Raw genomic sequence first — 13,863 nt, 5'->3', positions numbered from 1 at the left:
GGCGCATCCGGAGCGGAGCGCTTCGTTCGCCCTGCGATGATGTGGGCTTCCCGGGGGACCATCGAACGCACGGACACACGAACAGGGGTACGCATGGGCAGAGTCGGGACCGCGCTGGGGGAGCTGCGCAGGGCGCAGAAGTCGGCGAAGGGGGTGTCCCTCTACTCGCGGTTCGTCAACCGGCCCGCCGGGCGGTACCTGGCCGCCGGGTCGTACGCGCTGGGGCTCACCCCGAACGGGGTCACGCTGGTCAGCGCCGCGTTCAGCTTCGCCGCCGTGGCGGCGGTGGCGCTGGCGGCGCCGTCCTGGTGGCTGGGCGCGGCCGTGTGGGCCGCGCTCGCGGTCGGGTTCGCGTTCGACTCCGCCGACGGGCAGTTGGCCCGGCTGCGCGGGGGCGGCAGCGCGGCGGGCGAGTGGCTCGACCACGTCGTGGACGCGGCGAAGCTCACCGCCCTGCACTCCTGCGTCCTGATCGCCTTCTACCGCTTCCCCGACGCCTACGGGACGCACGGTCCGGGCTGGCTGCTGGTGCCGCTCGGCTTCCAGTTCGCCGCCGTGGTCACCTTCTTCGGCGGGCTGCTGACGGAGAAGCTCAAGCCGAAGCCCGCGCCGGGCAGTCCCGCCGCCGCGCCCTCGACGCTGCGGGCGGTGGCGCTGCTGCCGGTGGACTACGGGGTGTTCTGCCTGGTGTTCCTTCTCCTGGGCGGCGGGCCGGTGTTCGCCTGGGCGTACGCGGCGCTGGGCGCGGTGGCCGCCCTGTTCCTGGCGGCCTTCCTCGCGAAGTGGTTCCGGGAGCTCAGCGCCGTTCGGCGGTGAGCTGCTCGGGCAGCGGGGCGGCGAGCGCGTCCAGGGCGCGGCGCAGCTGGGTGCTGGAGGTGTGCACCGTGTAGGGGAAGTAGACGACGTCGACCCCGTGGGCGGCGAAGTCCTTCTCCAGCCGGTCGCCCTTGGGCGTGCCGCGCCAGTCGTCGCCCTTGAAGATCACGTCGAAGCGGACCTGCTTCCAGGTCTCGACCTTGTCCGGGACGGTCTCCACGAAGGCGGCGTCGACGTACTTGACGCTGCGGACGATCTCCAGTCGTTCGACCAGGGGGATCATCGGACGGCGCCCCTTGGCGAGTTCGGCCATCTCGTCGGAGACCACGCCGGCCACCAGGTAGTCGCACCGGCTGCGGGCGTGCCGAAGGATGTTCAGGTGTCCGATGTGGAAGAGGTCGTAGGCGCCCGGCGCGTACCCGACCCGGTACGGCCTGCGCGCGACCGGCGCGGGCTCGGACATGTCGTGCTCCATTGTCAGTTACCCCCCAGCGACCACACCCCCCGGTGTGGCGGATGAGCAGACAATAGCGTGGACGTTCCGCACCCGGCCGGTGAACGCATAGGGTGACGTGCGCATCATCCAGGGGAGAAGGGGACGTTCAGTGTCCACATCCGGTCACCGGCGGCTGCTGCTGGTTTCCACCAACTACGCCCCCGAGCACGCGGGCATCGGCCCGTACGCCACCCAGATCGCGGAGTACTGGGCGAGTACCGGCCACGACACGCACGTACTCGCCGGCATGCCGCACTATCCGGCCTGGTCGCTCGAAGCGGAGTACAAGGGGGCGCTGCGGCGCACGGAACGGCGTGCGGGGGTGACCGTGCACCGGCGCGCGCACACGGTGCCGCCGCGTCAGACCGCCGTGAAGCGGGCCCTGTTCGAAGGATCGATTCTGCTGCACGGCGCGGTGGCCCCGCCCCGGATGCCGAAGCCGCACGCGATCCTCGCGCAGATGCCGAGCCTGGCCGGCGGCGTGCTGGCGGCGCGGTTCGCGGCGAAGTGGAAGGTGCCCTTCGTCCCCGTCGTCCAGGACCTGATGGGCGCGGCCGCCGCGCAGAGCGGCATCAGCGGCGGCGACAAGGCGGCGGCGCTGGCCGGGCGGGCGGAGGCGTACGCGCTGCGGCGCGCCACGCTGGTCGGCGTCATCCACGAGACCTTCGTGGAGCGGGTCGTCGGCATGGGCGTGGACCCCGGCCGGATCCGGATCGTGCCGAACTGGTCGCACGTGCCGCAGCCCAGCAGGCCGCGCGGCGAGACCCGGCACCACCTGGGCTGGGCCCCCGGCCAGACGGTCGTGCTGCACTCCGGGAACATGGGGCTCAAGCAGGGCCTCGAAGTCCTGGTCGGGGCGGCCCGGTTGGACCCGGAGGTCAGGTTCGTGCTGATGGGCGACGGCAGTCAGCGCCAGGCCCTCGCCGACCTGGCGGCGGACGTGCCGAACCTGGACATCATCCCCCCTGCCGCGGACGGAGAGTTCCCCGATATCCTCGCCGCGGCGGACGTGCTCGCGGTCACGCAGCACGCGGCCGTGATGGACATGAGCGTGCCGTCCAAGCTGACCTCCTACTTCCAGGCGGGCCGTCCCGTCGTCGCCTCCGTGGCGGCGCGGGGCGGGACCGCCCAGGAGGTGGAACGTTCCGGCGCCGGCGTCCTCGTACCGCCGGAGGACCCCGCGGCCCTGCTGAAGGCCGTACGGGCCCTGGCCGAGGACCCCGAGGGGGCGGACGCGCTGGGCTCGGCCGGGCCCGCCCACGTGGCGGCCCACCTGAGCCGTGAGGCGGGCCTGGCCCGCATCGACGCACTGATGGAAGAAGCACTGGGGGGCCACAGGCCGTGAGCGAGACGAACCGACCGGCAGCGGTCCCCACCGAGGACGAACCCGACCTCCTGAGGGACCAGTTCAGGCAGCTCCTGCGCTACCGCCGGCTCCTCGGCGCGGGCCTGGGCATCGGTCTGCTGGGCGGCGTCTACCTCGGCATATCCACCGCGGACACCTACGTGGCCTCCGCCGACGTCGTGCTGCGCGCGCCCACCGACGACCCGTTCAACCCGAGCCTGGCCCCCGACAAGGCCATCAACATCGGCTCGGAGCGCCAGGTCGCGCTCTCCAGCTCCATCGCGGAGGCCGCCAGGCAGAAGCTCGGCGTCGCCGAGAAGGACTTCAAGGCCCTGCGCGCCGGGCTCCAGGTGACCAACCCGCCCCAGACCATGGTGCTGCGGTTCACCTACACCGCCGCCTCCCCCACGCAGGCCGCCAAGCGCGCCAACGCCATGTCGGAGGCGTACCTGCTGAAGCGGCAGGAGGCCCTCGACGCCACCCGCGACCGCATGGTCAAGGGGTACAAGGACCAGCGCGACCCGGTGGCCAAGGAGCTCGACGAGCTGGCCAAGGAGATCGCCCGGATGCCGGCCGGGGCCGCGCGCGACGCCGCCACCTCCTCCAAGACCGACCTCCAGAGCGAGGTCGGCGGCTACAACGGCAAGATCACCAAGCTTGAGGCCCTGGACATGACCCCCGGCCGGGTCACCAGCTCCGCCACCCCGCCCTCGGGCGCCGACGGGCCGGGCCTGCCGATGTCGCTCGCGCTCGGCACCGCCGTGGGGCTGGCGCTCGGCCTGCTGGCCGCCTGGGTCCGGCTCGTCTTCGACCCGGCCCCGCGCTCCGAGGGCGACGTGTCGCGGGCCCTGCGCGCGCCCGTGCTCGGCTCCCTGCCCCGGGACCGCACCGGCGGCGGACCGCTCCTCGCGGCCGGCGAGGCCGATCCCCGGCTCGCCGAGGAATACCGCTCGGTGGCCTTCCGGCTGGCCTACGACTCCCGCTTCGCCGACCGGCGCCGGCTCCTGGTCGTCGCCCCGCGCGGCAGCAGCGAGGCCGCCGCCGCCGTGGCCGTGAACCTGGCCGCCTCCTTCGCCGAGACCGGCAAGGACGTCCTGCTCATCGAGGCCGACCTGCGCACCCCCGTCCTCGCCGGCCAGCTGCCGACCGAGGCGGGCGCACGTCCGCGCTGGAGCCAAGGCGCGGGCGACGGGCAGTCCGCCGACTCCGACTGGCCCGAGGGCCGCCGGCTCGTGGTGGACGCCGGGGAATCGGGCTCCTTCGACCTGATCCCGGGCGAGCGGGTGCGCAACGTCGCCCGCTCCCTGACCTCCCCGCGCGCCACCCGGCTGATCTCCGAGGCCGACTCCCCCAACTCCACCGTCGTGGTGCTCGCGCCGCCCGTCCTGTCCTACGCCGACGCGCTCGCGCTCGTCGACCGCGTCGACGGGGTACTGGTGGTCTGCGACCCGCGCGCCGTGTACCGCAGCGACCTGGCCCGGATCCGCGAACTGATCAGCGGCGCCGGCGGCACCGTCCTCGGCGCGGTGCTCCACGCCCCGCAGCCCGGCGACAAGCGCGGCGCGACCCGCGGCTCCGCCGCCTCGGCCGCCCCGGCGGGCGGCGCTCCCGACGGGCCGGCGCCGCGCGGCGACGGCTCCGACGGGCCCCCGTCGGGGGACGCCGGCGACACCGTCGCGCTGCGCACGGTCCGCACGGGCCAGAGGTGAGCCGGCGGGGTCTCGCCGCGGTCTCCTCGATCCTGGACCAGGCGGCCTCCAGCGCCACGAACATCCTGGTCCTGGTGCTGGCCGCCCGGCTGTCGTCCGCGTCCGACTTCGCCGACTTCTCGATGGTGTACGTGGCCTTCAGCGTGCTCCTCGGGCTGAACATGGCCTACGTCGGCCAGACCGTGGTGCTGGAGAAGGGCGAACGCCTCGGCGTCGTGTGCCGCTCCTCGGTGCTGTTCTCCGCCGCCGCCTCGACGGTCGCCGCCCTGGTGCTCGCCGGCGTCGGTCTGGCCCTGCCCCGGGGCGCGGGAGGGGCGTTCCTCGCGCTGGGCGCGGTCCTGCCGTTCGTCCTCGTCCAGGACGGGCTGCGCTACTGCTTCTCCGCGCTGCGGGCGCCCGAACGGGCGTTGGCGGCGGACGCGCTGCGGCTGGTGTGCGTGGTCGTGGCGCTGGCCGCGCAGCCGGCCGGGGCCTCCGCGGGCCGGCTGGTGCTGGTGTGGGGGCTGTCCGCGCTGCCCGCGCTGGCGCTCGGCCTGTGGCTGCTGCGCCCGTACGTCCGGGGCGCCCGCGCCGAACTGCGGCCGTACCTCGGCCGGGGCCACCTGGGCCGGCGGTTCGTCGTCGAGTTCGCGGTGGGCAACGGATCGAGCCAGCTCGCCGTCCTGGGGCTCGGCGTCTTCGCCACCCCGCTCGCCGTCGGCGCGCTGCGCGGCGCGACCACCCTCTTCGGGCCGCTGAACGTGCTGTTCAACTCGGCGAACGCCTTCGGGCCGCCGGTGGTCGGGCGGGCGTCCGGCAAGCGGGGCGTGATCCGGCTGACCGCGCTGATGGGCGCGGCCCTCGCGGTGCTGGGCGCCGGTTGGGCGGCGGTGCTGTACGCCCTGCCGGAGCGGCTGGGCCGGCACCTGCTGGGCGACACCTGGACGGCCGCGTCCGCGCTGCTGCCGGCGACGGGCGCGCAGTACGCGGTGATGGGGCTGGGCACCTGCGCGCTGCTGACGCTGCGCGTGCTGAACCCGAGGGCGACGCTCTCCCTCCAGGTGGTGTTCTCGCTGCTGTCGGTGGCGTTGCTGCTGGGCGGGTACGCGCTGTGGGGCGTGGCCGGCGCCGCCTGGGGCCTGGCCCTGGGCTCCGCCGCGAAGGCCGCCGCCGGTTGGCTGCGCGCGGCCCGGCTGAAGGTGCCGGCCGAACCGGCCGGGGCGCCCGTCGCCGTGTGAGCGCGTACGCCGTCTGAGTGCGTACGCCGGGTGCGGGGCGGGCGCGCGGCGGCCGTGGGGGGCCGCCGCGCGCCCCGGTCCCGCTCAGGCGCCCGCCGCCCCGGAGGCACGGGAGGCGAGGCGGGTGAGCAGGCCTTGGCGGTGCAGCGGGTCGCGGGCCAGGTCGATCGCGGTCCAGGCCATGGCCAGGCCGCCGTCCAGGACCGCGCGGTCGGCTCCGGCGGAGACTCCGTGGCGGGTGAACTCCGGGTTGTGCATGATCGCGTCCCCGCAGTCGTAGCCGATCATCGGGTGGATGGTGGGCACGACGTGGGAGACGTTGCCCATGTCGGTGGAGCCTCCGCGCAGGGTCGGGTCGCAGTCCTGGACCCGGCGTCCGAGGTCGCGGGCGGCCGCGAGGTAGCGGCGGCCGATGTCGAAGTCCTGGCGCAGGTCCGCGTAGTCGTTCCCGACGGTCTCCAGGAGGAGTTCGGCCCCGGTGGCCAGCGCCCCGGCCTCGAAGCAGGCGCGGACGCGGGCCTGGAGCTCGGCGAGTTCCGCGCTGGTGACGGCCCGGCAGTCGTACTCGGCGGCCGTGCGGGCGGGGATGACGTTCGCGGCCTCGCCGCCGCCGGTCACCACGCCCGAGACGACCGCGCCGGGCCGCATCTGCTGGCGGTGGGCGGCGATGGCCACCTGGGCGATCATCATGGCGTCGGCGGCGTTGATCCCGCGCTCCGGCATCGCGGCGGCGTGCGCGGCGCGGCCGGTGTAGGCGACCTTCCAACTGCTGATGGCGAGCGAGCTCATGCCGACCGAGTCCGAGGGCGCGGCGTGCACCATCATCGCGGCGGCCACGTCGTCGAAGGCGCCGGCCCGGAGCATGTCCACCTTGCCGCCGCCGGACTCCTCCGCCGGTGTGCCGAGCAGCCGCACGGTGATGCCCAGTTCGTCGGCGAGCGGGGCCAGCGCGAGGGCGGCGGCCACCGAGGCCGCGCCGTTGACGTTGTGGCCGCAGGCGTGGCCGATGCCGGGCAGGGCGTCGTACTCCGCGCAGATCCCGATGACCAGGTCCCCGCCGCCGACGCGCGCGTCGAGCGCGGTGGGCAGCCCGTACGCGCCCCGGGTGACGTCGAACCCGGCGCGTTCCAGGAGGTCGGCGATCCGGCGGGCGGCGCGGTGCTCCTCGTAGGCGAGTTCGGGGTCGGCGTGCAGGGCGTGGCTCAGGTCGAGGACCTCGTCCTGGCGGGCGGTGAGGACGGCACGGGCGCGTTCGCGCGTCGCCTCGACGGTGTTCATCGACGGGCCTCCCCGGCGCGCGGGTCGCGGTAGAGCAGGCCCAGGCCCGCGCCCGCGAGGGCGACGACGGTGCACAGGGTCCACGAGGTGGTGTAGGCGCCCAGCGCGGGCAGGGCGTGCCCGGCGGGGGTGCGGGCGGCGAAGACGGTGAGGACCGCGGCGGCGCCGACGGAACCCCCGACGTTGATCAGCAGTTCGTTGATGCCCGAACCGACCGAGGTCCGGTCGTGCGGTACGGATTCCACCGCGAGGGTGCGCGTGGAGTGCTGGAGGAAGCCGGTGCCCAGTCCCGCGACGGCGGTGCCCGCCAGGAACAGCGCCTGGTCGGAGTGGCAGGTGAGGGACAGCAGGTAGCCGGCGGCCATCAGCAGCGAGCCCGCGACGAGGGTGAGCCGGTCGGAGACGGCCGCGGCGAGGGCGGGGGCCAGCAGGGCGCCGAGGGCGAGGGCGAGCATGTTGGGCAGCATCGCGAGGCCGATGGCGAAGGGGTCCAGGCCCAGGCCGTAGCCGTTCTCGGCGGGGTCGGTCCCCATGAACACGGGGTTGGCGACCTGGAGGCCGATCATGCCGAAGGTGAAGGTCAGGGTGACCAGGGAGACCACGACGACGTTGCGGCGGCGGAACATCCGTACGTCGATCATCGGCTCGGGGGTGCGCAGTTCCACCGCGACCCACAGCGCGGTGACCAGGGCCCCGCCCACCAGGACGGCGAGGGTGCGCGCCGAGGTCCACTCCCAGCCGGGGGTGCCGCCGAGGCCGAGGCCGAGCATCAGCGCGACCAGGCCCAGGCAGAGCAGCAGGCCGCCCGCCCAGTCGACCCGCCCGCCCGGACGGTGCTCGGACTCGGGCAGCAGCGGCCACGTGACGGCGAGGGCCACGGCGGTGGCGACGGCGGGCACCCACAGGGCGGCGGTCGGGCTGTCCACGGCCTTGGCCACGAAGCCGCTGGCGACCAGGCCGAAGGCGATGCCGCCGACGAGGGCGGCGACCATGAGGCTGATGCCGCGGCGGCTCTCGCCGTCCGCGTCGGCCCCGGCCTTGCCGGCGCGGTTGCGCAGGATGCCCACGAGCAGGGGGAAGAAGCCGGCGAAGGCGCCCTGGAGGATCTGGCCGACGAGCAGGGTGCCGAAGGAACGGCTGAGGCCGACCAGGACCGAGCCGAGCAGCACGATCGCCAGGTTCCAGCGCAGCACCCGGCGGTGGCCGTACAGGTCGCCCATGCGGGAGAGCACGGGGGTGAAGGCGACGCTGGCCAGCAGGTTGGCGATGCTGATCCAGTTCAGGTCCGCGGCCGACACCCGCAGGGTCTCCGTCAGCCCGCGCAGCAGCGGGGACAGGAAGCCCTGGGTGATGCCGCTGGAGAGCTCCACCAGCACGACGGAGGCGATCACGGCGGTGGCGGGGGTCGCGCGCACGGTGGGTCTGGAGGGGCGGGCGACCTGGGCGTCCGTGGACGTCATACGTACCACCTGTTCGGGGAGTGGCCGAGCGGCCGAGGCAGGGAGCGGAGGGGTTCGCCGCGCCCCCGTCGTCGGCCGGGGACGCGGCGCCATCCGCATCACAATGTCCGGCGCCCGCCGCGCCCCCGGCAATACCGGGCCCCATAATCGGGTGAACGAGGCATACGGGTGCCCCCGCGCGGTGGATTCCGGCGGCCGGCGCCCCGCACGGGCCCTCCTCGGGCACGCCGACCGACGCCGTCCGACCGTGCCGTACGGTCACCCCGGCTGTGCGGTCACCCCCGGCCGACGGTCGCCCCGGCCGTACGCTCACCCCGGCCACCGCCGCCCGGCCGCCCCGTCGGGCGGGCCGCCCGGCCGCCCCGTACCCGGCCGCCCCGTACGGACGGCGGGGCTCCCCCCGTCCGCCCCCCATCCCCGGAGACAGCCGTGAGCGCCGCATCCCTTCCGGTCCTGGACGAGGTCGACCACCGGGTGTTGCGCGCCCTGCACCGCGACCCGCGCGCCGGGTTCGCCCCGCTCGCCGCCGCCATCGGGGTCCACGAACGGACCGTCGCCCGCCGCCTGGAGCGCATGACGGCCACCGGGCACGTCCGCTTCACCGCCGCGCTGGTCCCCGAGTACCAGGGCGAGGGCATCACCGCCGAGCTGGCCGTGCGCTGCGCCCCGGGCCGGGTCCACGAGACCGCCCTGGCGTTGGCCCGGCGGCCGGAGACCCGGTCCGTGGAGGTCGCCACCGGGGCGCTGGAGGTGTACGCCGAGCTGAACGCGCCCGATCACGAGGCGCTGCTGGCCCTGGTGGACACGGTGGTCGGGCGTTTGGACGGGGTGGTGGACATCCACTCCGGCGTGGTGCTGCGGCTGCTGCTCACGGCGGCGGACTGGGCCCCGTACGACGACGAGCCCACCGAGGTGCGCCGGCTGGTCATGGCGGGCGCGCCGCTGCCCGAACCCCTGGTCGTGGACGAGCTGGACCGGGCCCTGGTCGCGCTGCTGGGCCGGGACGCCCGGATGTCGACCACCCGGCTGGCCCGGGAGCTGCGGGTGGGCGAGAGCACGGCGCGGCGGCGCCTGACCCGGCTGATGTCCTCGCACGTGCTGCACCTGCGGCTGCACGCGGATCCGGCGGTACTGGGCTACCCGGTGGAGGCCCGGTTCCGGCTCGGGGTCACGCACAGCCGGCTGGACGCGGCGATCCGGCGGCTGGCGCGGGAGCCGGCCGTACGGCACCTGGTGGTGACCACGGGCGGCGCGGCGCTCCTCGGCTACTCCAGCCACCGCGACATCCGGGACCTGTACGCCTTCACGACCCGGGTCTTCGCCGGGCTCGAAGGGGTCAACTCGACGGAGACCGCGCTGCTGATGCGGACCTACAAGCGGGCCGGCATCGCGGAACCCCTCCCCCGCCCCTCCTGAGGGCCCCCGCCGGGCCCGGGTCTAGCGCAGGGTGGTCTTGGCGTCGGTGCGGTACGTGGCCACGAGCGCGAGGCACAGGGCGGCGATGGCGACCCGGCCCGAGGCCTGGAGCAGCGGGCCGCGCAGGAGGATGAAGGAGTAGCCGGCCACCAGCGGGACCACCACCGAGATGAGGCTGCCCGGTGGCGAGCGGCGGGTGGCGCGCCGGGCGTAGCGGCGGTCGACGCGGGCGGCGGCGTACCCGATGCCCATCAGGCCGGCGCCCATGCCGAGGGGGCCGAAGTCGAGCCACAGCTCGGCCCAGATCGGGGAGGACAGGTTGGTGTTGACGGTGCCCATCCACTGGCCGACCATCACGCCGGTGTCGCGGGGCTTTCCGGGCCACACCGAGCGGGGCACCGCGAAGAAGATCGAGCCGGCGAGCTGGCGGCCGTAGAAGTGGCCGGGGCCGGAGTTGGAGAAGGTGATGGTGTTCGCGAACATGCCGATCTGGTCGTAGTCCTTGAGCGCCATCGGCTCCAGGAACGAGGTCGTCTCGACGGGCTTGTAGTTCTTCTCGTCGTAGCGGAAGCGGTCCGCGAAGGGGAAGACGAGCAGGGCGACCACGACGGCCATCGACAGCGCCACCCGGTACATCGCGGCGCTCACCGGGAAGACGGTGAACAGCAGCGCGAACATGACGGTGAGGAACCAGTAGCGGGGGTTGGAGATCGGGTTGTTGACCACCACGTTCAGGGCGGCGAGGCCGGCCCACACGAGGATGACGGAGACCTTGCGGCGGGCGAAGCGGGACGTGATCAGCCAGCGCGTGTAGAGCAGCAGCGCGAGCAGCGCCGGCACGGTGCCGAAGCCGCGCAGCAGGGCCTGGCCCGCCTGGCCGTCGCCGTTGGAGACGCCGGCCTCCTCGATGCCGGCGATGATCTCCTGGCGGCTGGAGAAGAAGACGGCCGGGCCGCCGAGCTTCGCGATGAACGCCGCGCTGCCCAGGAAGGCGAGGACGGTCAGGAGTTGGAGGCGGCGGCGGTGGGCCATGACCGGGCGGGGCTCCTTCTGGGAGCCGCCCGCGCGGCCGGCGGGCCGGTGGCGGGCGAGGAGCACGCCGACGTCGAAGGCGAGGCAGCCCAGCAGGACCAGTCCGATGGCGAGGGTGAGGTCGTAGCGGGGGCCGACGACGGGGGTCGGGACCTGCCCGAGGACGGCCTGGGCCAGGGGGGCCACGCCCATGGCCATGTAGACGAACAGCCAGAAGGAGCCCTGGAGGAGCTTGCGGCGGCTGGTGAGGACCATCGCGGAGAGTCGGGCGCCCGCGTACGTCGTCAGCAGGAGTTGGAGGTGGAAGGCCGCGTCGCGGGCGCCGGCCCCGCTCTGGACGGCGACGAGGAACGGCAGGAAGATCGTGAACCCGAGGGCGAGGGGCACGGACAGGGCCCGCGAGAGCAGCGTGCGCGGCGTGGTGACGCGACCCCACTGCGCTTCGTCCTCGGGCGGCGCCGGCGCGGGCGCAACGGCCGGTCCACGTACGTCCGTAGCCATGTTGCCCCCACCCCTGTGCGCGATCCGGGCGCAGTCTAGTCTGAGCGTTCCGCGCCCTGGGAGGCGCGTCGGGGTGGACGACGAGGGGCGACTGTTGCGTGATCTTCCTGCCTTCACGCTGGCCGGATACGACAAGGGGCGGGGGCTGTTGACGCAGGCCCTGTGGTTCGCCGTGATGAACACCGTCTTCATGGCGTGGTGTTGTCCGGCGCGGCTGCGCGTGGCACTGCTGCGGGCCTTCGGCGCGAAGATCGGCGAGGGCGTCCTGATCCGGCACCGGGTGCGGGTCCTGTGGCCGTGGAAGCTGACCGTCGGGGACCACGCCTGGATCGGCGAGGGCGTCTGGATCCTGAACCTGGAGCCGGTGAGCGTCGGGGCGAACGTCTGCCTGTCGCAGGAGGCGATGCTGTGCACCGGCTCGCACGACCACCGGGCCGCCGACTTCCGCTACCGCAACGCCCCGATCACCGTCGAGGACGGCGCGTGGGTGGCCGTGCGGGCGACCGTGCTGGCGGGCGTGACGGTCGGCCGGTGCGCGGTGGCGGGCGCCGGGGCCGTGGTCCACAAGGACCTGCCCGAACTGACCCTGCAGACCCAGGACGGGCGCCGCCGCCCGGTCGAGGAGCCCAAGTGAGAGTCCTGCACGCCGTCACCCTGCACTCCCCCTCGCACGCCTTCGGCGGGCCGGTGCGGGTCGCGCTGAACCTGGCCAAGGGGCTGCGGGAGCGCGGCCACGAGGCGCGACTGCTCGCGCTGGGCGAGGGCTTCGACCCGTGGCCGACCTCCGTGGAGGGGGTGCCCGCGAAACTGTTCCCGGCCCGGCGGATCCTGCCGCTCGGCTTCAGCGGCATGACCTCGCCGGCGCTGCTGGCCTCGGCGGGTCGGCTGGTGCGGGAGGCCGATCTCGTCCACGTCCACCTCGCGCGGGACCTGGTGACGCTCCCGGTGGCGCTGGCCGCGCTGCGGGCGGGCAAGCCGCTCGTGCTCCAGACCCACGGGATGGTGGACCCGAGCGGGAAGGCGCTGGCCAAGGTGCTGGACGCGGTGGCGGTACGCCGACTGCTGCGCGGGGCCGACGCGCTGCTGTACCTGACCCCGCACGAGCGGGCGGGGCTGGAGGCGGTGGTGGGCGGCCCACTGGAGCGGGCGGTACGGCTGGTCAACGGCACTCCGGCGCAGGAGGCGCGGCCGACGCCGAGCGGGCCGCCGCGGATCCTGTACGCGGCCCGGCTCCAGTCGCGCAAGCGGCCGGTGGACTTCGTCGACGCCGCTCCGGCGGTGCTGGCGGCGCACCCGGAGGCGCGCTTCGTGGTGGCGGGCCCCGACGAGGGCGAGTCGGCCGCGGTGCGGGCGCGGATCGACGCGCTGGGGCTGGGGGCGCGGTTCACGGTGCCCGGGGCCCTGTCGGGCGACGGGGTGCTGTCGGAGCTGCGCCGGGCCCACGTGTACGTACTGCCCTCGGTGGACGAACCGTTCCCGATGTCGGTCCTGGAGGCCCTGGCCGTGGGCGTGCCCGCGGTGGTGACGCACTCCAACGGGCTGGCCCGCGACATCGCCGCCGCCGGGGCCGGCCACGCCGTCGACCCGGGTCCCGACGGGGTCGCACAGGCCGTCCTGAAGCTCCTGGAGCCCGCCGCGGGGGCCGCCGCGTCCCTGGCCGCCCGCGAACTGGCCGCGCGGTCCTACTCCATGGACGCCGTGGTGGACACCCTGCTGGAGGTCTACGGGAATGCCGCGCGCCGCTGACGGCGCAGCCCTCGCGACCGGCGAAAGACCGAACGCCGCCGTACCCCCGTGGGGTGCGGCGGCGTTCGCGCGTCGGGGCGGGCCCTACGCGGGGAGCCAGGCGTAGCAGGACGTCGAGCGGAACTCGGTGGTGCCGGCGGGGACGGTGGCGGTGATCCGGTCGCCGGGCTTGGCCGGGGTCTCGGGGCCCGAGGCGAGGACGTTGCCGTCCTTGCCCTTGGCCTCCCAGGCGCAGGCCGGGTTCTGGGTCACGGCGCGGTAGGTGCCGGGGGCCGGGGCGGCGGCCGGGGAGTCCCCGAAGCCCTTCTGCGCCATCGCGAGGACGGGCTTCTGCTCCGGGCACAGGTTCTCGATGGCGTCCTTCGCCCCGGTGATCTCCCCGGAGGCGATCGAGGCGGCCGCGGCGTCCTTGTCGCGCTTGGCGGTGCGCTCCACCCGCTGGCAGGTCTCCTGGCCGGTCTGGAGGACGGCGGCGGGGTCCATCTTCTCGGGGACGCGACCGCTGAGGTACTTCTTCTCGTTCTCCTTGAAGCTGCCCGTCTTCGGGGTGAGCTTCGCGTCCGGCAGGACGGGGCCCGAGGGCTTGGCGTCCGGCGCGACGGCCGCGCCGGAGGGCGCGGGGGCGTCGGCGGGGTCGGGGACCGGGGAGGCGGCGGGGGGCTTCGGCGAGGCCGCGCTCGCCTTGTCCGAGGAGGCGGGGGCGGCGGCCTTGTCGTCACCCCCGGAGCCGCAGGCGGTCAGGGTCAGGGCGGCGGCCAGCAGGACAGCAGCCGCTGCGGTGCGTCGGTACATCGGGGCTCCTGTGCTCACCGGACGTGCCGGGTGGTCGATCGGTCGTCGTGCGCGT

12 protein-coding genes are annotated in these 13,863 nt (G+C 74.8%); 7 read left to right on the top strand and 5 right to left on the bottom strand.

Annotated elements, in window-relative coordinates:
- Positions 1–93: 93 nt before the first annotated feature.
- Positions 94–816, top strand: a complete 723-nt coding sequence (locus tag AB0D01_RS03950) for a CDP-alcohol phosphatidyltransferase family protein (protein ID WP_363053382.1) — start codon at positions 94–96, stop codon at positions 814–816.
- On the opposite strand, the gene AB0D01_RS03945 is transcribed toward AB0D01_RS03950, so the two are convergent.
- Positions 797–1,279: an adenylyltransferase/cytidyltransferase family protein gene (locus AB0D01_RS03945; RefSeq protein WP_363053381.1), complete on the bottom strand. Its 483-nt coding sequence runs from the start codon at positions 1,277–1,279 to the stop codon at positions 797–799. The genes AB0D01_RS03950 and AB0D01_RS03945 overlap by 20 nt on opposite strands.
- A gap of 172 nt (positions 1,280–1,451) precedes the next feature.
- On the opposite strand from AB0D01_RS03945, the gene AB0D01_RS03940 reads away from it, so the two are divergent.
- From AB0D01_RS03940 to AB0D01_RS03930, 3 genes are read left to right on the top strand one after another with little or no spacing between them, the layout of a single operon-like run.
- Complete coding sequence (locus AB0D01_RS03940) at positions 1,452–2,657, top strand: glycosyltransferase family 4 protein (protein ID WP_363053438.1); 1,206 nt, start codon at positions 1,452–1,454, stop codon at positions 2,655–2,657.
- Positions 2,654–4,366, top strand: coding sequence for a lipopolysaccharide biosynthesis protein (locus AB0D01_RS03935; protein ID WP_363053380.1), 1,713 nt, complete (start codon positions 2,654–2,656; stop codon positions 4,364–4,366). The genes AB0D01_RS03940 and AB0D01_RS03935 overlap by 4 nt, the downstream gene beginning before the upstream one ends.
- Positions 4,363–5,583, top strand: coding sequence for a hypothetical protein (locus AB0D01_RS03930; protein ID WP_363053379.1), 1,221 nt, complete (start codon positions 4,363–4,365; stop codon positions 5,581–5,583). Before AB0D01_RS03935 ends, AB0D01_RS03930 begins: the two co-directional genes overlap by 4 nt.
- An 84-nt stretch (positions 5,584–5,667) precedes the next feature.
- Here the strand turns inward: AB0D01_RS03930 and AB0D01_RS03925 are convergent, their stop codons facing one another.
- Both AB0D01_RS03925 and AB0D01_RS03920 read right to left on the bottom strand, forming a co-directional pair.
- Complete coding sequence (locus tag AB0D01_RS03925) at positions 5,668–6,861, bottom strand: amidohydrolase (protein WP_363053378.1); 1,194 nt, start codon at positions 6,859–6,861, stop codon at positions 5,668–5,670.
- Positions 6,858–8,321: an MFS transporter gene (locus AB0D01_RS03920; RefSeq protein ID WP_363053377.1), complete on the bottom strand. Its 1,464-nt coding sequence runs from the start codon at positions 8,319–8,321 to the stop codon at positions 6,858–6,860. The genes AB0D01_RS03925 and AB0D01_RS03920 overlap by 4 nt, the downstream gene beginning before the upstream one ends.
- A 429-nt stretch (positions 8,322–8,750) precedes the next feature.
- Between AB0D01_RS03920 and AB0D01_RS03915 the strand changes: the two genes are divergently transcribed.
- Complete coding sequence (locus AB0D01_RS03915) at positions 8,751–9,737, top strand: Lrp/AsnC family transcriptional regulator (RefSeq protein WP_363053376.1); 987 nt, start codon at positions 8,751–8,753, stop codon at positions 9,735–9,737.
- 21 nt (positions 9,738–9,758) lie between these two features.
- Here AB0D01_RS03915 and AB0D01_RS03910 read toward each other — a convergent pair whose 3' ends face one another.
- Positions 9,759–11,270, bottom strand: coding sequence for a hypothetical protein (locus tag AB0D01_RS03910; protein WP_363053375.1), 1,512 nt, complete (start codon positions 11,268–11,270; stop codon positions 9,759–9,761).
- Between the two features lie 94 nt (positions 11,271–11,364).
- Here AB0D01_RS03910 and AB0D01_RS03905 point away from each other — a divergent pair, with 94 nt between their 5' ends.
- On the top strand, positions 11,365–11,904 hold the full coding sequence (locus AB0D01_RS03905) for a WcaF family extracellular polysaccharide biosynthesis acetyltransferase (protein ID WP_363053374.1): 540 nt from the start codon (positions 11,365–11,367) through the stop codon (positions 11,902–11,904).
- On the top strand, positions 11,901–13,016 hold the full coding sequence (locus AB0D01_RS03900; RefSeq protein ID WP_363053373.1) for a glycosyltransferase: 1,116 nt from the start codon (positions 11,901–11,903) through the stop codon (positions 13,014–13,016). The genes AB0D01_RS03905 and AB0D01_RS03900 overlap by 4 nt, the downstream gene beginning before the upstream one ends.
- Before the next feature lie 84 nt (positions 13,017–13,100).
- Here the strand turns inward: AB0D01_RS03900 and AB0D01_RS03895 are convergent, their stop codons facing one another.
- Complete coding sequence (locus AB0D01_RS03895) at positions 13,101–13,808, bottom strand: hypothetical protein (RefSeq protein WP_363053372.1); 708 nt, start codon at positions 13,806–13,808, stop codon at positions 13,101–13,103.
- Positions 13,809–13,863 lie beyond the last annotated feature (55 nt).

The organism is Streptomyces sp. NPDC048606 (assembly GCF_040650855.1).
In the GTDB taxonomy this organism is placed as follows: Bacteria; Actinomycetota; Actinomycetes; order Streptomycetales; family Streptomycetaceae; genus Streptomyces.
The sequence above is the reverse complement of the archived record's forward strand: the minus strand, read 5'-3'. Positions and strand labels throughout refer to the sequence as shown.

Excerpts from the sequence above, each read along its gene's own strand:
- AB0D01_RS03950 (WP_363053382.1), top strand. The coding sequence starts at position 94 with ATGGGCAGAGTCGGGACCGCGCTGGGGGAGCTGCGCAGGGCGCAGAAG.
- AB0D01_RS03945 (WP_363053381.1), bottom strand. The coding sequence starts at position 1,279 with ATGTCCGAGCCCGCGCCGGTCGCGCGCAGGCCGTACCGGGTCGGGTAC.
- AB0D01_RS03925 (WP_363053378.1), bottom strand. The coding sequence starts at position 6,861 with ATGAACACCGTCGAGGCGACGCGCGAACGCGCCCGTGCCGTCCTCACC.
- AB0D01_RS03920 (WP_363053377.1), bottom strand. The coding sequence starts at position 8,321 with ATGACGTCCACGGACGCCCAGGTCGCCCGCCCCTCCAGACCCACCGTG.
- AB0D01_RS03910 (WP_363053375.1), bottom strand. The coding sequence starts at position 11,270 with ATGGCTACGGACGTACGTGGACCGGCCGTTGCGCCCGCGCCGGCGCCG.
- AB0D01_RS03895 (WP_363053372.1), bottom strand. The coding sequence starts at position 13,808 with ATGTACCGACGCACCGCAGCGGCTGCTGTCCTGCTGGCCGCCGCCCTG.